Source organism: Isoptericola croceus (assembly GCF_029382255.1).
GTDB lineage: Bacteria > Actinomycetota > Actinomycetes > Actinomycetales > Cellulomonadaceae > Isoptericola > Isoptericola croceus.
The window spans coordinates 398,829-412,058 of sequence record NZ_JARLLG010000001.1 but is presented as its reverse complement, the minus strand read 5'-3'; the positions used below and the strand labels follow the sequence as shown (position 1 = coordinate 412,058).

15 protein-coding genes and 4 tRNA genes are annotated in these 13,230 nt (G+C 72.2%); 10 read left to right on the top strand and 9 right to left on the bottom strand.

The window, feature by feature from the left end; genetic code table 11:
• Positions 1 to 143 precede the first annotated feature (143 nt).
• Positions 144 to 893, top strand: a complete 750-nt coding sequence (locus PZC42_RS01900) for a M50 family metallopeptidase (protein ID WP_277207825.1) — start codon at positions 144 to 146, stop codon at positions 891 to 893.
• A gap of 15 nt (positions 894 to 908) precedes the next feature.
• Here PZC42_RS01900 and PZC42_RS01895 read toward each other — a convergent pair whose 3' ends face one another.
• Together PZC42_RS01895 and PZC42_RS01890 are read right to left on the bottom strand one after the other, a co-directional pair.
• On the bottom strand, positions 909 to 1,724 hold the full coding sequence (locus PZC42_RS01895; RefSeq protein ID WP_277207823.1) for a DUF1206 domain-containing protein: 816 nt from the start codon (positions 1,722 to 1,724) through the stop codon (positions 909 to 911).
• Positions 1,725 to 1,877: 153 nt separating this feature from the next.
• Positions 1,878 to 2,165, bottom strand: a complete 288-nt coding sequence (locus tag PZC42_RS01890; protein ID WP_277207821.1) for a Fe-S cluster assembly protein HesB — start codon at positions 2,163 to 2,165, stop codon at positions 1,878 to 1,880.
• A gap of 250 nt (positions 2,166 to 2,415) precedes the next feature.
• Here PZC42_RS01890 and PZC42_RS01885 point away from each other — a divergent pair.
• Both PZC42_RS01885 and PZC42_RS01880 read left to right on the top strand, forming a co-directional pair.
• Positions 2,416 to 2,488: transfer RNA gene (locus tag PZC42_RS01885), tRNA-Lys, on the top strand.
• A gap of 341 nt (positions 2,489 to 2,829) precedes the next feature.
• Complete coding sequence (locus tag PZC42_RS01880; RefSeq protein WP_277207819.1) at positions 2,830 to 3,612, top strand: glycerophosphodiester phosphodiesterase; 783 nt, start codon at positions 2,830 to 2,832, stop codon at positions 3,610 to 3,612.
• Between the two features lie 19 nt (positions 3,613 to 3,631).
• Here the strand turns inward: PZC42_RS01880 and PZC42_RS01875 are convergent, their stop codons facing one another.
• On the bottom strand, positions 3,632 to 5,314 hold the full coding sequence (locus PZC42_RS01875) for a mechanosensitive ion channel family protein (RefSeq protein WP_277207818.1): 1,683 nt from the start codon (positions 5,312 to 5,314) through the stop codon (positions 3,632 to 3,634).
• 57 nt (positions 5,315 to 5,371) lie between these two features.
• Entirely contained in the window at positions 5,372 to 5,953 is a 582-nt protein-coding gene (locus PZC42_RS01870; protein WP_277207816.1) for an antibiotic biosynthesis monooxygenase, read from the bottom strand.
• A gap of 251 nt (positions 5,954 to 6,204) precedes the next feature.
• On the opposite strand from PZC42_RS01870, the gene PZC42_RS01865 reads away from it, so the two are divergent.
• Positions 6,205 to 7,344, top strand: a complete 1,140-nt coding sequence (locus tag PZC42_RS01865; RefSeq protein WP_277207813.1) for a D-alanyl-D-alanine carboxypeptidase family protein — start codon at positions 6,205 to 6,207, stop codon at positions 7,342 to 7,344.
• An 18-nt stretch (positions 7,345 to 7,362) separates the two neighbouring features.
• Here the strand turns inward: PZC42_RS01865 and PZC42_RS01860 are convergent, their stop codons facing one another.
• Entirely contained in the window at positions 7,363 to 7,707 is a 345-nt protein-coding gene (locus PZC42_RS01860; RefSeq protein WP_306573719.1) for a metallopeptidase family protein, read from the bottom strand.
• A gap of 88 nt (positions 7,708 to 7,795) precedes the next feature.
• Here PZC42_RS01860 and PZC42_RS01855 point away from each other — a divergent pair.
• From PZC42_RS01855 to PZC42_RS01835, 5 genes are all read left to right on the top strand, one after another.
• Positions 7,796 to 7,868: transfer RNA gene (locus tag PZC42_RS01855), tRNA-Glu, on the top strand.
• A 179-nt stretch (positions 7,869 to 8,047) separates the two neighbouring features.
• Positions 8,048 to 8,121 (top strand) — tRNA-Asp (locus PZC42_RS01850).
• 56 nt (positions 8,122 to 8,177) lie between these two features.
• Positions 8,178 to 8,250: transfer RNA gene (locus tag PZC42_RS01845), tRNA-Phe, on the top strand.
• A 164-nt stretch (positions 8,251 to 8,414) separates the two neighbouring features.
• Complete coding sequence (locus tag PZC42_RS01840; RefSeq protein ID WP_277207808.1) at positions 8,415 to 8,831, top strand: phage holin family protein; 417 nt, start codon at positions 8,415 to 8,417, stop codon at positions 8,829 to 8,831.
• Positions 8,828 to 9,163 (top strand): DUF3618 domain-containing protein, encoded by a 336-nt coding sequence (locus PZC42_RS01835; protein WP_277207806.1) that lies wholly within the window; start codon positions 8,828 to 8,830, stop codon positions 9,161 to 9,163. The genes PZC42_RS01840 and PZC42_RS01835 overlap by 4 nt, the downstream gene beginning before the upstream one ends.
• 38 nt (positions 9,164 to 9,201) lie before the next feature.
• Here PZC42_RS01835 and PZC42_RS01830 read toward each other — a convergent pair whose 3' ends face one another.
• A complete protein-coding gene (locus PZC42_RS01830) occupies positions 9,202 to 9,456 on the bottom strand; it encodes a BldC family transcriptional regulator (RefSeq protein WP_277207804.1) in 255 nt (84 codons plus the stop codon).
• A gap of 379 nt (positions 9,457 to 9,835) precedes the next feature.
• On the opposite strand from PZC42_RS01830, the gene PZC42_RS01825 reads away from it, so the two are divergent.
• Entirely contained in the window at positions 9,836 to 10,042 is a 207-nt protein-coding gene (locus PZC42_RS01825; RefSeq protein ID WP_277207802.1) for a DUF3073 domain-containing protein, read from the top strand.
• Positions 10,043 to 10,129: 87 nt separating this feature from the next.
• On the opposite strand, the gene purM is transcribed toward PZC42_RS01825, so the two are convergent.
• The 3 genes from purM to PZC42_RS01810 all read right to left on the bottom strand — a co-directional run bounded on the left by purM (position 10,130) and on the right by PZC42_RS01810 (position 13,230).
• Positions 10,130 to 11,233, bottom strand: a complete 1,104-nt coding sequence (gene purM / locus PZC42_RS01820) for a phosphoribosylformylglycinamidine cyclo-ligase (RefSeq protein WP_277207800.1) — start codon at positions 11,231 to 11,233, stop codon at positions 10,130 to 10,132.
• A gap of 73 nt (positions 11,234 to 11,306) precedes the next feature.
• Entirely contained in the window at positions 11,307 to 12,854 is a 1,548-nt protein-coding gene (purF, locus tag PZC42_RS01815; RefSeq protein WP_277207797.1) for an amidophosphoribosyltransferase, read from the bottom strand.
• A gap of 43 nt (positions 12,855 to 12,897) precedes the next feature.
• Positions 12,898 to 13,230, bottom strand: coding sequence for a histidine kinase (locus tag PZC42_RS01810; protein WP_277207795.1), 333 nt, complete (start codon positions 13,228 to 13,230; stop codon positions 12,898 to 12,900).

The window sequence follows — 13,230 nt, the reverse complement described above, 5'->3', positions numbered from 1 at the left end:
TCGGGGTCCGCCGCACGCAATCCGGGGGGATCTCCACGACGTGGGGCGCGCGGGATCGCGCTGCCCTCTCGGGGACAGTGTTGCACGCCGACGCAGGTTGTCCCCAACCCGACCCCTACCTGTGCTCGGCCGGGCGTGGTGCAATGTGCGGCGTGGACGACTTCTTCGCGACCGTCGGTGACGTGCTGGGACAGATCTGGGCGGCGGCCACCACGCCGGTGGACCCGCCCGACCAGACCTGGGTGCTCGCCGTCGCCCTGGTGGCGCTCGCCGTCGTCGTGGTCAACCCCGTGTGGCGGGTGGCGCGGCACGTCGTGACGATCGCGCACGAGGGGGCGCACGCCGTCGTCGCCATGCTCACGGGGCGCCGGCTGGACGGGATCCGCCTGCACTCGGACACCTCCGGCCTGACCGTGACCGCCGGGCGACCGCGCGGGCTCGGGATGATTCTGACGGCCTTCGCGGGCTACGTGGGCCCCGGTCTGGTAGGCCTCGGCGCGGCCTGGCTGCTGCGGGCGGGCTACGCCGTCGGGCTGCTGTGGCTGCTGGTGGCGCTGCTCGCGCTGCTGCTGCTCAAGATCCGCAACTGGTTCGGGCTGTGGTCGGTGCTCGTCAGCGGTGCCGCGCTCGTGGGCGTCTCGTGGTGGCTGCAGCCCGAGACCCAGTCCGCCGTCGCCTACGCGGTGACCTGGTTCCTCCTGCTCGGCTCGGTGCGACCCGTCTTCGAGCTGCAGGCCCAGCGAGCCCGGCGCCGGGCCCGTACCTCCGACGCCGACCAGCTCGGAAAGCTCACGGGAGTCCCCGGGATCGTCTGGGTGGTCGTCTTCGCGCTCGTCACGCTCGGCTGCCTCGTCCTCGGTGCCGGGTGGATCGTGGGGCCCGTCTCCGCCTGACGGCGACCGGCCGGGTCAGAGCCTCGCGTACCGGGCGCGGGCGAACGAGTAGACGCCGTACGCGGCGATGCCGACGCCGGTGACGACCAGCAGGGCCGTCCCGAACGGCTGCTCCCGGATGGTGCGCAGCGCGTCGTCGAGGCCACCCGCCTTGTCCGCGTCGTGCGTGACGCCGGCCGCGACGAACAGCCCGCCCAGGACGGCGAGCGCCACCCCCTTCGCGACGTACCCCACCTGCCCGAGCCGCTCGACGGCCGCGGCGACGGTGCCGCCGCCGCTGCCGTGCAGGTCGTGCAGGAACGTCTTGCGCCACCCCTTGACCACGTGGAAGACACCCACGCCGACGATCGCCAGCCCCACGCCGACGACGAGCCACCGGCCCGCCGGAGCCTGCAGGAGCGTCGCGGTGAGACTCTCCTGCTCACCGCCTCCCCCGCCGGCTCCGGTGGCGTAGCGGGCTGCCGTGCCGGCCAGGACCCCGTACAGGACACCCTTGCCGGCGGCCTTGACGCGGGCGCCGGCCGCCTTCGCGTCGTCGGCACCCGGGTCCCCCACCACGGCCACGGCGAGCTGCCACAGCGCGAGGGCGGCGAGACCGACGGTCACCGCCCAGAGGATCAGCGTCCCGCCCGTCGTGCTCGCCAGCTCGCGGAAGGCACCCGACTCGTCCGCACTGCCCGACGACGACCCGAAGGCCAGCCGGACGGCCAGCCACCCGATCAGCAGGTGCACCACGCCCGACGCCGCGTACCCGGCGCGGGCGAGGGCTCGCAGCCCGGAGCTGTGCTGGGCACGGTGGGCCGCTCCCCGCGCTCCCCCTGATGCCGACACCTGTCACCTCCGTCAAGGCCGCGGACCTCGCGGCGCCGGACCCAGCGTGTCGCAGATCGGCCGAGGTCGCCATGCTGTCGTCGCGCCCGCCTGGACAGCACGACGGCGGGCCGCCCACCAGGGGGCGACCCGCCGTCGGTCAGGCTGTGGCGCTCAGGCCTGCTGAGGCGTGAGCACGAATCCCGGGCCCTCCGTCGAGGGCTCGGCGTCGAGCTGCAGCGCGTCCAGGGCGCCGGCAGCCTCGTTGTCGACGAAGACCTTGGTCTCGCCGGTGTCCTCGACGACCGCGTCGTCGGGCTGCGGGGCGGGCACGAGCGCGAGCTCGAAGTTCCCCGGCTGGTCGGGGGACTGCGCGATGCGCAGACCTCCCTCACTGGGCACACCGGCCTGTTGAGCCAGGGACTCGACGGCAGTGCGGGCGTTGTCCGTCACGGTGAGCACGATTGCTCCTCTCGTCGGGTACGCGACCTCTCCACCGAAGCAGTACCGGGGGGCATCGTGCAACGCGGGGACGGAATCCTCACACGATCTCTCGGAGGTCGAGAGGCAGGGGTGCGGCGGCCCGGTGGCGGGCGTACCCTGCCCTTCGGCCCGCTGTGAAGCACATCGCACCCGTCTCGACACGGATCCCATCGAGCACGCCGTCCGCGTAGGCTGACCCGCAGCCACCGCCCGTCCACCGGGCGACGGCGGGCCTCTAGCTCAACTGGCAGAGCAGCGGACTTTTAATCCGCGGGTTCCGGGTTCGATCCCCGGGGGGCCCACCCTGGACGTCCGTCGGTACCCGGTTCCGGTCGGTGGACGCCGCGCGGGCGGTAGCCGAGCTCACCGCTGACCCGGCGAGATCCGCGAGGAACCAAACGCTGGCGGGCCTTCTGCTCGGGACCGGCGGACTCGTGAAAGGTCCAGGGGGTGTAGTCGACCGCGGTGCGGTCGAGAGCGGTCGTCACCTCGTCGCTCATCGCACTCCTTCGTGGGGGGATCTCCGCGTCTCGGGCACCATCACCCGTCTGCCCAGAGCCGCCACCCGAACGATCAGAACCAGACACGACCGGTCCGCCGGCACTGCTGGCCTCGTTCCCTCCCGCACGACAGGATGGGCCGAGTGACCACGCTCCTGCCCGACGCGCCCCACCCGTCCGGACCCGTCGTCGTCGCGCACCGCGGCTACTGCGCCGTCGCCCCGCAGAACACCCTCGCCGCTTTCGAGGCGGCCTGGCGGGCCGGCGCTCCGGCCCTGGAGCTGGACGTGCGCCGCACTGCCGACGGTGTCCCGGTGGTCATCCACGACCCGATCGTGGACCGGGTGTCCGACGGCGTCGGAGCGGTCGAGGCGCTCGACGCCGCCGCGGTCCGGGGTCTCGACGCCGGGTCCCGGTTCTCCCCGGTGTACGGCGGGCAGCGCATCCCGACGTTCGCCGAGGCGATCACGTTCCTCGCGGCCCGGCCCGGCATGGACCTGCTGTGCGAGTACAAGGGGCTGTGGGCCTCCGAGGAGCTGGCGCCCACGATCGCGGCGATCGACGCCGCCGGCCTGGCGGGGCGCACCGTCGTCCAGGGCTTCTCGCAGGAGACCGTCGAGGCGTTGCGCACGGCGGCGCCGCACCTGCCGCGCGGGTTCCTCTGCGATGCCGCCCCGGCGGACCTCTTCGCCGTGGCGGAGAGGCTCGAGGTGGTCACCGTGAACCCGTCCGTGGCCGCCGTGCTCGCCGATCCCGGCCTGGTCACCACGGCGCACTCCCGCGGCATGCGCGTCATGCCGTGGACGTCCAACGAGACCAGCGAGTGGGAAGGGCTGGTCGCCGCCGGTGTGGACGCGATCATCACCGACCGGCCGGGCGAGCTGCGCGGCTGGCTCGCAGGGCGGGCGGGTGCGGTGCTGCGCTGACTGGTGCTGACGGCCTGGGCTACGGCCCGCCGCCGTCACCGCCACCGCCGTCACCCGCGCCGTCACCCGGCCCGTCGGTCGGGCCACCCTCGCCGGAGTCCGGGGCGAGCCTGTTCCGAGCGGTGCCGCGCGACGCACGACGCGCCTCGCCGTCGTCGTCCAGCTCGATCTCGCCGGTCATCCGGCGCTCGGCCATCGCCTCGCGCTCCTCGATGGCCTCCTGGCCGGGCCCCTCGAAGTTCTCGCGCCGCGCCTCGGCCTCCTCGCTGCCGCTGTAGAGCCCGGCGGGCTGAGAGGGCGGCATGACGGTGGTCTCGTCCACGCCGCGCCGGGGGGCGGGCACCTCCCCGAGCACCACGGTCTCGCCCGGGCCCGGGCCCGACGGCGGCACACCGGCGCGGGCGGGCTGCCGGTCGAGCACGGACGGGCGGCGGGGCTTGCCGGTGCCCGACCGCCCGGGCACCACCACCGGCTTGCCTGGGCGGCGACCGACCCGTGGGGCCGGCGCGGAGGCGGCGGACGCGGCGCTCGCCGGCGGCTCGACGGCGACCGGCAGCCTGATCGGCACCTCCTCGGCGGGCTCCGGCTCGGCCGGGGAGTCCGCTGCCGGCCGAGCGCCGCCGTCGGGCAGCGCGACGGCGTCCTCGTAGCGGCGGCGCGGCATGGCGTAGGGGGCCTCGCGCTGGATCCACTCCACCAGGCCCTCGCGGACGTGGCAGCGCAGGTCCCACAGCGAGCCGGCGTCGGCAGCACTGACGAGCGCGCGGGCCCGAACCATCCCGCCCGTCGCGGCGGTCACCTGCAGGATGCCCATGCGCCGGTCCCAGAGGGGGGACGCCTCGAGCAGCCGGTCGAGCTCGGCGCGCATCGCGGGCAGGGGGACGTTGAAGTCCACGTCGACCTCGATGGTGCCGAGCAGGTCGGCGGCGCGCCGGGTCCAGTTCTCGAACGGCGTGGTCGTGAAGTAGGTGCTGGGCAGGATGAGCCGGCGGTCGTCCCAGGCGTGCACGACGACGTAGGTGAGGGTGATCTCCTCGATGCGGCCGAACTCGCCGTCGAGCACCACGACGTCGTCGACGCGGATGGCGTCCGTGAAGGCGATCTGCATGCCGGCGATGGTGTTGGCGAGGCTGGACTGCGCGGCGAGACCGGCCACCACTGACAGCACACCGGCCGAGGCCAGGATCGAGGCACCGGCCCCCCGCATGTTCGGGAAGGTCAACAGGACGGAGGCGATGGCGATGATGACGATGACCGCCACCGTGACGCGGCGCAGGATCGAGATCTGGGTCTGGACCCGGCGCGCGTGCCGGTCGTTCGAGGCGACGCTCGTGCGTGCCAGCGTGCGGTCCTCGACGACGAACGCCATGGCACCGACCAGCCACGCGCCCGCGATGATCGTGGCGATGAGCAGGCCGTGCTGGAGGAAGGGGAACCACGCCTCGTCCTCGTGCGCCGAGAGCCGGAAGGCCACCCACACGGCGACGATCATGAGCAGCACCCGCATGGGGCGACGCAGTCGGGTCGCGAGATCGCTCAGCAGGGGGCGGCGGCGTGCGAAGCGCCGGACGAGCACCGACAGCAACGTCACGACGACGTACGCCGCCACCAGGGCGGCCGCGGCCCAGGCGAGCGTGAGGGTCAGATTGACGGTCGACTCGACCGTCCCTTCATCGAAGGCGGGATCGCCGTCCAGGAACATGCCTCCACCCTAGGGAGCGCTTACTGGGTACGCGCTGTGGGCCGACGCGGCCGGACCTCAGCGACCCCGCGGCGGACGGTGCAACCACCCCTGCAGGTGGCCGGTCACCCACGGCAGGACCCAGAACGACATGATCGGGGTGAGGACGAGCGTCGAGACGAGCACCTGCAGCAGGAGCGGCAGCTCCCGGAAGGCCGGCAGCAGCCAGGCGACGAGCGCCGTGAACGCCAGGTTCACGGGGAAGAACCCGAGCCAGATCGCGACCGACTGCTTCCAGCGCGGGGGCGCGTGGCGCAGCGGCGGTCCCGACGGCTCGTCCTGGCGCACGGGCTCGTCGAACCACCCCTCGATGCCGGTCCGCTTCGTGACGGCCCGCTCGGTGACCAGGTGCTCCCCGCGGGCGAGCCACGCCCGGCGCTCCTCGGAGCCCTCCCACGCGTCGAGCCGGTCGGCATCGGCGAAGCGGTAGAGCATCACCCAGTCCCGCGACCCCTCGGCGGCGCGGATCCAGCCCGATCCGAGGAAGCCCGGCCACCGGTTCGCGAGGTTCACGCCCGACTGCACCCACGCCGTCACGTCGGGTACCCGTTCCGGGCTCACCACACGGTGGATCGACACGGTGACGGGTGCGGGGCTCATGTCGGCAGTGTTGGTCAGCACGATCCCGGGGGCGCCGGATGCACGAGGCACGGGACCACACGTCCCACGATCCGGATGTGTTCGCGCTCACACGGGGGAATATCGGGCAGCGCGCGGCTTGTGTCCCGATCTTCACCGACGGTCCTCACGTCCCACGCAAGATGGTCCGCCAACCCTCGCGACGGCTCCAGGGTGCGGTCACAACCGGGTACCACGATGGACGGCGGCCCCGACACCCGAGGACAACACCCTTGACCAGACGTCGTTTCACCCTGCCCCGCCTGCGCACGACCCGCAAGTCCGGCAGACACTTCGAACCACGCACCCACCGCACCACCCACACCGCGCGCAGGTCCCGCTCCGGGATCATCGCCGCCACGGCCCTCCTGGCCCTGACGGCCGGCACCGCGACGGCCGTGGGCCCGCTGGGCGGCGACACGGACCAGACCGGCACCGCCCCCGTCGTGGAGTCCGCCCCGACGGACGAGCCCACCACCGCGGGTGATCCCACCCCCGGCTCCGCCGACACCCCGGACACCCCGGATGCCGCGACCGTCGCGGCGACCGTCGCCCTCCAGCGGGCGAAGGAGGTCGCCGCGGAGTCGACGTCCGTGTCGAAGAAGGAGCGGAAGCGGCTCATCGCTCAGGCCGACGAGGTCGCCGGCCTCCTGCTGGCCCGCGACGACCAGGCAGCCTCCCGGTCCGGCGAGCGCACGGCACTGCCCACCCTGCCCGTCCCCGGGCCCGCAGAGGAGGTGGCCCAGGACGAGGTGAGCTCGACAGAGACCGGCACGACCGGGCCCGAGGAGGCCGACGACGCGCTCGCCGAGGCCACCGAGGAGCTGACGGCGTTGGTCCAGGACGTCGAGAGCACCGTCGAGATCGAGGCGGCACCGGTACCCCCCACCCCGGCGGAGACCCTGGCGGCGAAGCAGGACGAGGCCGCCGACGCGGCCAAGAAGCTCGCCAAGCAGGCGCGTTCGGTCGCCGGCTACGAGAACGGACGGATCCCCTCCGACGCGATGTGCGAGCTTTCGTTCGCCGTCGGCGAGACCCTGCGCTGCGACGCGGCCGCCCAGCTCGAGCGGCTCGACACCGCCTACCAGGCGAAGTTCGGCCAGCACCTGTCGATCAACGACTCGTACCGCTCCTACCCGGAGCAGGTCGCCACGAAGGCGTCGAAGGGCTACCTCGCGGCCGTCCCGGGCCACTCGAACCACGGGTTGGGCGTGGCGGTCGACCTGGGCGACGGGGTCGAGTCGTTCGGCTCCCCGCAGTACGAGTGGTTGCGCAAGAACGCGCCGGCCTTCGGCTGGGACAACCCGGACTGGGCCCGTGCCGACGGGCGCAAGCCGGAGGCCTGGCACTGGGAGTACGAGCCGCTCGACTGAGAGCGCTGATCCGCGCGATCAGCCCCAGCCGAGGGCGTGCAGGCGGTCGTCCTCGATACCGAAGTGGTGCGCGATCTCGTGGACCACGGTGACGGCGACCTCCTCGGCCACCTCGTCGACGGACTCGCAGAACGCGAGGGTCGGGTTGCGGTAGATGGTGATCCGATCGGGCAACGAGCCTGCGGCCCACGCCTCGCCCCGCTCGGTCAGCGGTACGCCCTCGTAGAGCCCGAGCAGCCCGGGGTCGTCTGCCGGGGCGTCGTCCTCGACGAGGACGACGACGTTGTCCATGAGCCTCGTCAGCTCGGCCGGCACCTGGTCCAGCCCTTCCGACACGGCTGACTCGAAGTCCTCGCGCGACATCTCCACCACGTCGTCTATCCTCTCCCACGACAGTTCCGGTCGGCAGCAGATCCACCACCTCGGCGGCCCCGGTATGCTGTCTCGACCGGCCCCCATCGTCTAGCGGCCTAGGACCCCGCCCTTTCACGGCGGTAGCACGGGTTCGAATCCCGTTGGGGGTACTCGAGGGAAGTTCGGCCCGACGCTGGGTCGTGCACGGCGTGGCCCAGGTCACGCCCGCGGCACAGCGTCAGCACATCATCCCTGGTCAGGATTCGATTTTAGGATCCAGGCAACCATGGGGTACGCTTTTCCTCGGCTCGAAAAGAGCTCCTCGATCGGAAGTTTCACCACCGATCTTGGCCCTGTAGCGCAGTTGGTTAGCGCGCCGCCCTGTCACGGCGGAGGTCGCGGGTTCAAGTCCCGTCAGGGTCGCGCATGATGCGCCCGGTTCGTCGGCAACGGCGCCCCGGGCTTTCGTGTCACGGCAAGGCTCTGTAGCTCAGTTGGTAGAGCGTTCGACTGAAAATCGAAAGGTCACCGGATCGACGCCGGTCGGAGCCACCGCAGAAGACCCCCGGGCAGCAGCCCGGGGGTCTTCGTCGTCCCGGCGACGACGGCAGCCCCGGGACCGGGGGCGCGCCGCCGAGCCCCTGGAATTGCCTGGACCAGTCAGGACGGGTTGAGTGGGACCGCACGCACATACTCGTCGAGGATCGGAGCAGCCGATGACGGACTGGGACGACGGGCAGGCACCACCGGCAGACCGGCCTCCCAGCATGGGCCGGCTCGTGGAACAGCTCTCGGAGCAGGCGACGCGCCTGGTCCGCGCGGAGATCGCGCTGGCGAAGGCGGAGCTCGCCGAGAAGGCCAAGCGCTCCGGCATCGGCGTGGGACTCCTGGCGGCGGCACTCGTGATCGTGCTCTACGCGGTCGGTGTTCTGATCTGGTCGGCGATCCTCGGCCTCGGCGAGGCCTGGCCGTTGTGGCTCTCGGCGCTCGTCGTCGGGGTCGCGATGATCCTGCTCGCCGCACTGATGGTCCTGATCGCGATCCGTCAGCTCAAGCAGGCCGCCCGCAAGCCGGAGACGATCGACCGCGTCAAGGACGACGTCACCGCGCTCAAGGAGGGGATCGGGCGATGAGCACGGACGCATCGAAGGAGTCGAGCACCGTCCGGGCGGACGACACCGCCAGCATGAGCCGGTCCGAGCTGGAGGCGCAGGTGCGCCAGGCCCGGCGCGAGCTCGGCGACGCCCTCGACGAGCTGACGACGCGGCTGTCACCGTCCTACCAGGCGGCCCGGCTCGGTCACGGGGCGAAGCAGGCCGCAGCCGACGTGGGCGAGATGCTCTCAGGGAACGGACTTCCGACGCAGGACGCGACCCGATCGCGCAACGCCAAGCTCCTGCTCGGCGCCGTGGCCGTCGGCACGGCCGCCGTCGCGATCCTCGTCGTCCGCGCGATCCGCCGCTGATCAGGCGATGGGCGTCGGCCCGGGCTCGGGCCGACAGCTCATCGCTTGCGGTCGTCGGTGCCCTGCTCGGCAGCCGCGGCGTTCGCCGCCGCCTCGGCCTCGGCCGCCTCGGAAGCGGCACCGAGCAGCGCTCTGACCTCCGACTCCTTGTAGCGCCGGTGCCCGCCGAGCGTCCGGATGGACGAGAGCTTGCCCGCCTTGGCCCAGCGCGTCACTGTCTTCGGGTCGACACGGAAGAGGCTGGCGACCTCGGCAGGTGTCAACAGGACCTCGGAGTCACCATGGAACGACATCCCCTGCACCTCCTGGTACCCGACCGGTTCGGGCGGCGCCCAAAAGTTCCACGGCCGTGTCGTTCCATTGTGTGCAGAAAGCGGGATTGAGGCGACTTGAACCGAGGAGCGGCTTGCGGGCGTCAGGTCCTCATCGCCCCGTCGGTCCGGTTCACGACGCCAGAGCGCCCGACGGCGGGCGTCGTCGCACGTGACATCGGTCACGACCCGGGCACCCGCGACCTGACCAGCGGCCGATCGGGCCGTCCTCGTCGCCGTGCCGAGTGGAGGGAATGCCGTCACAGCATGTACCGTTGGAACCTGAACAGACGAAATCTTCTCTCGGGGCCGCACGTCTGCGACGTAGCCGCCCCGCTCTTACGTTGAGGGGGTCGGAGCCATGGGCCGGGGCCGTCAGAAGGCTAAGCACACCAAGGTTGCTCGCGAGCTGAAGTACTACAGCCCCGAGACGAACTACCACGCGCTGGAGCAAGAGCTCAAGGCTGGACAGTCGACCGACGTCGTCACCGAGGACCGCTGGAGCGACAGCGCGGACTCCGAGTACGACAACAGCTACGTCACGTGGGACGACGGCGACCGCCGCTGAGTCTCTGCTCCACCTCCAGCACGGACATCGAAGGGTCGGACGGCTGACGCCGTCCGACCCTTCGTGCGTCCGAGGGGCGGGTGGCCGTCAGCGGTAGTCGCCGACGAGCCGGACCGCGCCGGCGTGCACGCCCTTGGTCCCCACCACGAGGCCCTCGGTCGAGCCCGCGGGGTCCTGGTCGGCGACCGTGCCCATCGTCCATGCCTCCACACCGAGTCCGCGGAGCCGGTCGAGTGCCGCGTCGACGCCGTCCGCGCCGACCACCGCGACCATGCCGACGCCGAGGTTGAGGGTGTTCTCCAGGTCACCGCGCGGCACGTCACCGAGCTCGCGCACCGTCCGGAACACGGCGGGCACCTCCCAGGAGGACCGGTCGACGGTCGCCACGAGTCCCTGCGGGAGCACCCGGGCCAGGTTCGCCGCGAGGCCTCCCCCGGTGACGTGCGTGAAGGCGTGCACCTGCGCCGCCTCGTCCCGGGCCAGTGCCAGGCAGTCGCTCGCGTAGACGCGGGTGGGCTCGAGCAGCTCCTCACCGAGGGTCCGGCCGAACTCCTCGACGTGCCGGTCGAGCGCCCACCCGGCGTGCTTGATCACCGCACGCACCAGCGAGTAACCGTTGGAGTGGATGCCGCTGGAGGCCATCCCGATCAGGACGTCGCCCGCGCGGACCCGCTCCGGGCCCAGCACGGCGTCCGCCTCGACGATCCCGGTGGCGGCACCCGCGACGTCGTACTCGTCGGGAGCCAGCAGGCCGGGGTGCTCCGCCGTCTCGCCGCCCACCAGGGCGGTGCCCGCGACCTCACAGGCCTGGGCGATACCCCGCACGATGTCGGCGACCCGCTCCGGCACCACCTTGCCGGTGGCGATGTAGTCGGTCATGAAGAGCGGCTCGGCACCGACCACCACGATGTCGTCGACCACCATGCCGACCAGGTCGAACCCGATGGTGTCGTGCTTGTCGAGCGCCTGGGCGATCGCCACCTTGGTGCCGACCCCGTCCGTGGAGGTGGCGAGCAGCGGCTTGCGGTACCGCTGGAAGGCCGAGAGGTCGTAGAGGCCGGCGAACCCGCCGACGCCGCCCAGGACGGCCGGCCCGTGCGTCCGACGCACGGCGTCCTTCATCAGCTCGACGGCCTTGTCACCGGCCTCGGTGTCGACGCCGGCGGCGGCGTAGGTCAGTCCATCAGTCACGGCGGCAGGCTCCTGGTGTGGTGCGGGTGGCGCGGTCACGACGGGTGTCCGTCGCGGGGCGTCGAGGGGATCGTCAGGGATGGTCGAGCGCGGTCTGCCCGCCGACGCCCACGGACAGCTGGGAGAGGCCGTCCTCGGGCGCGCCGAGGGGCAGCTCCGCCTGCTCGAGCTGGTACTTGCCGAGCTGGTGCTCCTGGGGGAGCTCGATCGGGTACTTCCCGGTGAAGCAGGCGGCGCAGAGCTGGGACGAGGGCTGCTCGGTGGCGGCGATCATGCCCTCGGTCGAGATGTAGCCGAGGCTGTCCGCGCCGAGGGACTGGCCGATCTCCTCCGGCGTGAGCCCGTTCGCGATGAGCTCCGCCCGGGAGGCGAAGTCGATGCCGTAGTAGCACGGCCACTTCACCGGCGGCGACGAGATCCGCACGTGCACCTCGGCCGCCCCGGCCTCGCGCAGCATGCGGATCAGGGCCCGCTGGGTGTTGCCCCGCACGATGGAGTCGTCCACCACGACGAGCCGCTTGCCGCGGATCACCTCGCGCAACGGGTTGAGCTTGAGGCGGATGCCGAGCTGGCGCAGGGTGTCGGACGGCTGGATGAAGGTGCGCCCCACGTAGGCGTTCTTCGTCAGGCCCTGCCCGAACGGGATCCCGGACTCCTGGGCGTAGCCGACGGCCGCGGGCGTCCCCGACTCCGGGACCGGCATGACCAGGTCCGCGTCGACCGGGTGCTCGCGCGCCAGGATGCGCCCCATCTCGACCCGCGCGGCGTGCACCGGCCGGCCGTTGATCGAGGTGTCGGGACGGGCCAGGTAGACGTACTCGAACACGCAGCCGGCACGCTCCGGCTCGGCGAACCGTGTGGACCGCAGACCGTCGTCGTCGATGCAGATCAGCTCGCCCGGCTCGATCTCCCGCACGAACGACGCCCCGACGATGTCGAGGGCAGGCGTCTCCGAGGCGACGACCCAACCGCGCTGGGTGCGGCCCAGGACGAGCGGTCGCACGCCCTGCGGGTCACGGGCGGCGTACAGCGTGTGCTCGTCCATGAAGACCAGGGAGAAGGCGCCGCGCAGACGCGGCAGCACCTCGAGCGCCGTCTGCTCGAGCGTGTGGTCCTCGTCGCCGACGAGCAGTGCGGTGACGAGCGCGGTGTCCGTCGTGTTGCCACGGGCGAGCTCGCCGCGCCGCTGGGCGCCGTAGCGCTCGGCCACGAGGTCGACGAGCTCGGCGGAGTTGGTGAGGTTGCCGTTGTGCCCGAGAGCCACGGTCCCGGACGCCGTCGCGCCGAGCGTGGGCTGGGCGTTCTCCCAGGTCACCCCACCGGTCGTGGAGTAGCGGCAGTGCCCGACGGCGATGTGGCCCGTCAGCGCGTTCAGCGCGGTCTCGTCGAACACCTGCGAGACCAGTCCCATGTCCTTGTAGACGAGGATCTGCTCACCGTTGCTGGTGGCGATGCCGGCGGACTCCTGTCCGCGGTGCTGCAGCGCGTACAGGCCGAAGTACGCGAGCTTCGCGACCTCTTCTCCGGGAGCCCAGACACCGAAGACACCGCAGGCGTCCTGCGGCCCCTTCTCGCCGGGCATGAGGTCGTGGTTCAGACGGCCGTCAGGGCGCAGAGGCATGCTCCGAGTATCCCACAGACGGCGGCGCGGACCTCCGCCCCTCTCACCTGCGGCGCAGGCTCCGACGGTCTGCCAGCAGCGCGACAGCGCCCGCCAGCAGCACGAAGAACGCCGTCGTCCCCAGCACGATCACCGAGACGAAGACGCCCGGCTTGAGCAGGCTCGACCCGGCGTCGGTGGCGATACCTGACAGCCACACGCCGAGGACCACACCGACCACGATGCCGACGACAGCACCGACGGAGAAGAACCCTCGGTACCGGGGGGCCCGCCGGACGCGGGTCGGGTCGACGAGCAGGTGCTCGTCCGGTTCCGGCTGCTCGGCGGGCTGCTCGGCGGGCTGCTCGGGAGTGGACTCGGGGCTGGTGCTGCTCAC

What these genes read in the sequence shown, in the direction of transcription:
- PZC42_RS01900 (WP_277207825.1), top strand. Translation starts at nt 144, where the DNA reads ATGTGCGGCGTGGACGACTTCTTCGCGACCGTCGGTGACGTGCTGGGA.
- PZC42_RS01875 (WP_277207818.1), bottom strand. Translation starts at nt 5,314, where the DNA reads ATGTTCCTGGACGGCGATCCCGCCTTCGATGAAGGGACGGTCGAGTCG.
- PZC42_RS01870 (WP_277207816.1), bottom strand. Translation starts at nt 5,953, where the DNA reads ATGAGCCCCGCACCCGTCACCGTGTCGATCCACCGTGTGGTGAGCCCG.
- PZC42_RS01860 (WP_306573719.1), bottom strand. Translation starts at nt 7,707, where the DNA reads ATGTCGCGCGAGGACTTCGAGTCAGCCGTGTCGGAAGGGCTGGACCAG.
- PZC42_RS01840 (WP_277207808.1), top strand. Translation starts at nt 8,415, where the DNA reads ATGACGGACTGGGACGACGGGCAGGCACCACCGGCAGACCGGCCTCCC.
- PZC42_RS01835 (WP_277207806.1), top strand. Translation starts at nt 8,828, where the DNA reads ATGAGCACGGACGCATCGAAGGAGTCGAGCACCGTCCGGGCGGACGAC.
- PZC42_RS01830 (WP_277207804.1), bottom strand. Translation starts at nt 9,456, where the DNA reads ATGTCGTTCCATGGTGACTCCGAGGTCCTGTTGACACCTGCCGAGGTC.
- PZC42_RS01825 (WP_277207802.1), top strand. Translation starts at nt 9,836, where the DNA reads ATGGGCCGGGGCCGTCAGAAGGCTAAGCACACCAAGGTTGCTCGCGAG.
- purF (WP_277207797.1), bottom strand. Translation starts at nt 12,854, where the DNA reads ATGCCTCTGCGCCCTGACGGCCGTCTGAACCACGACCTCATGCCCGGC.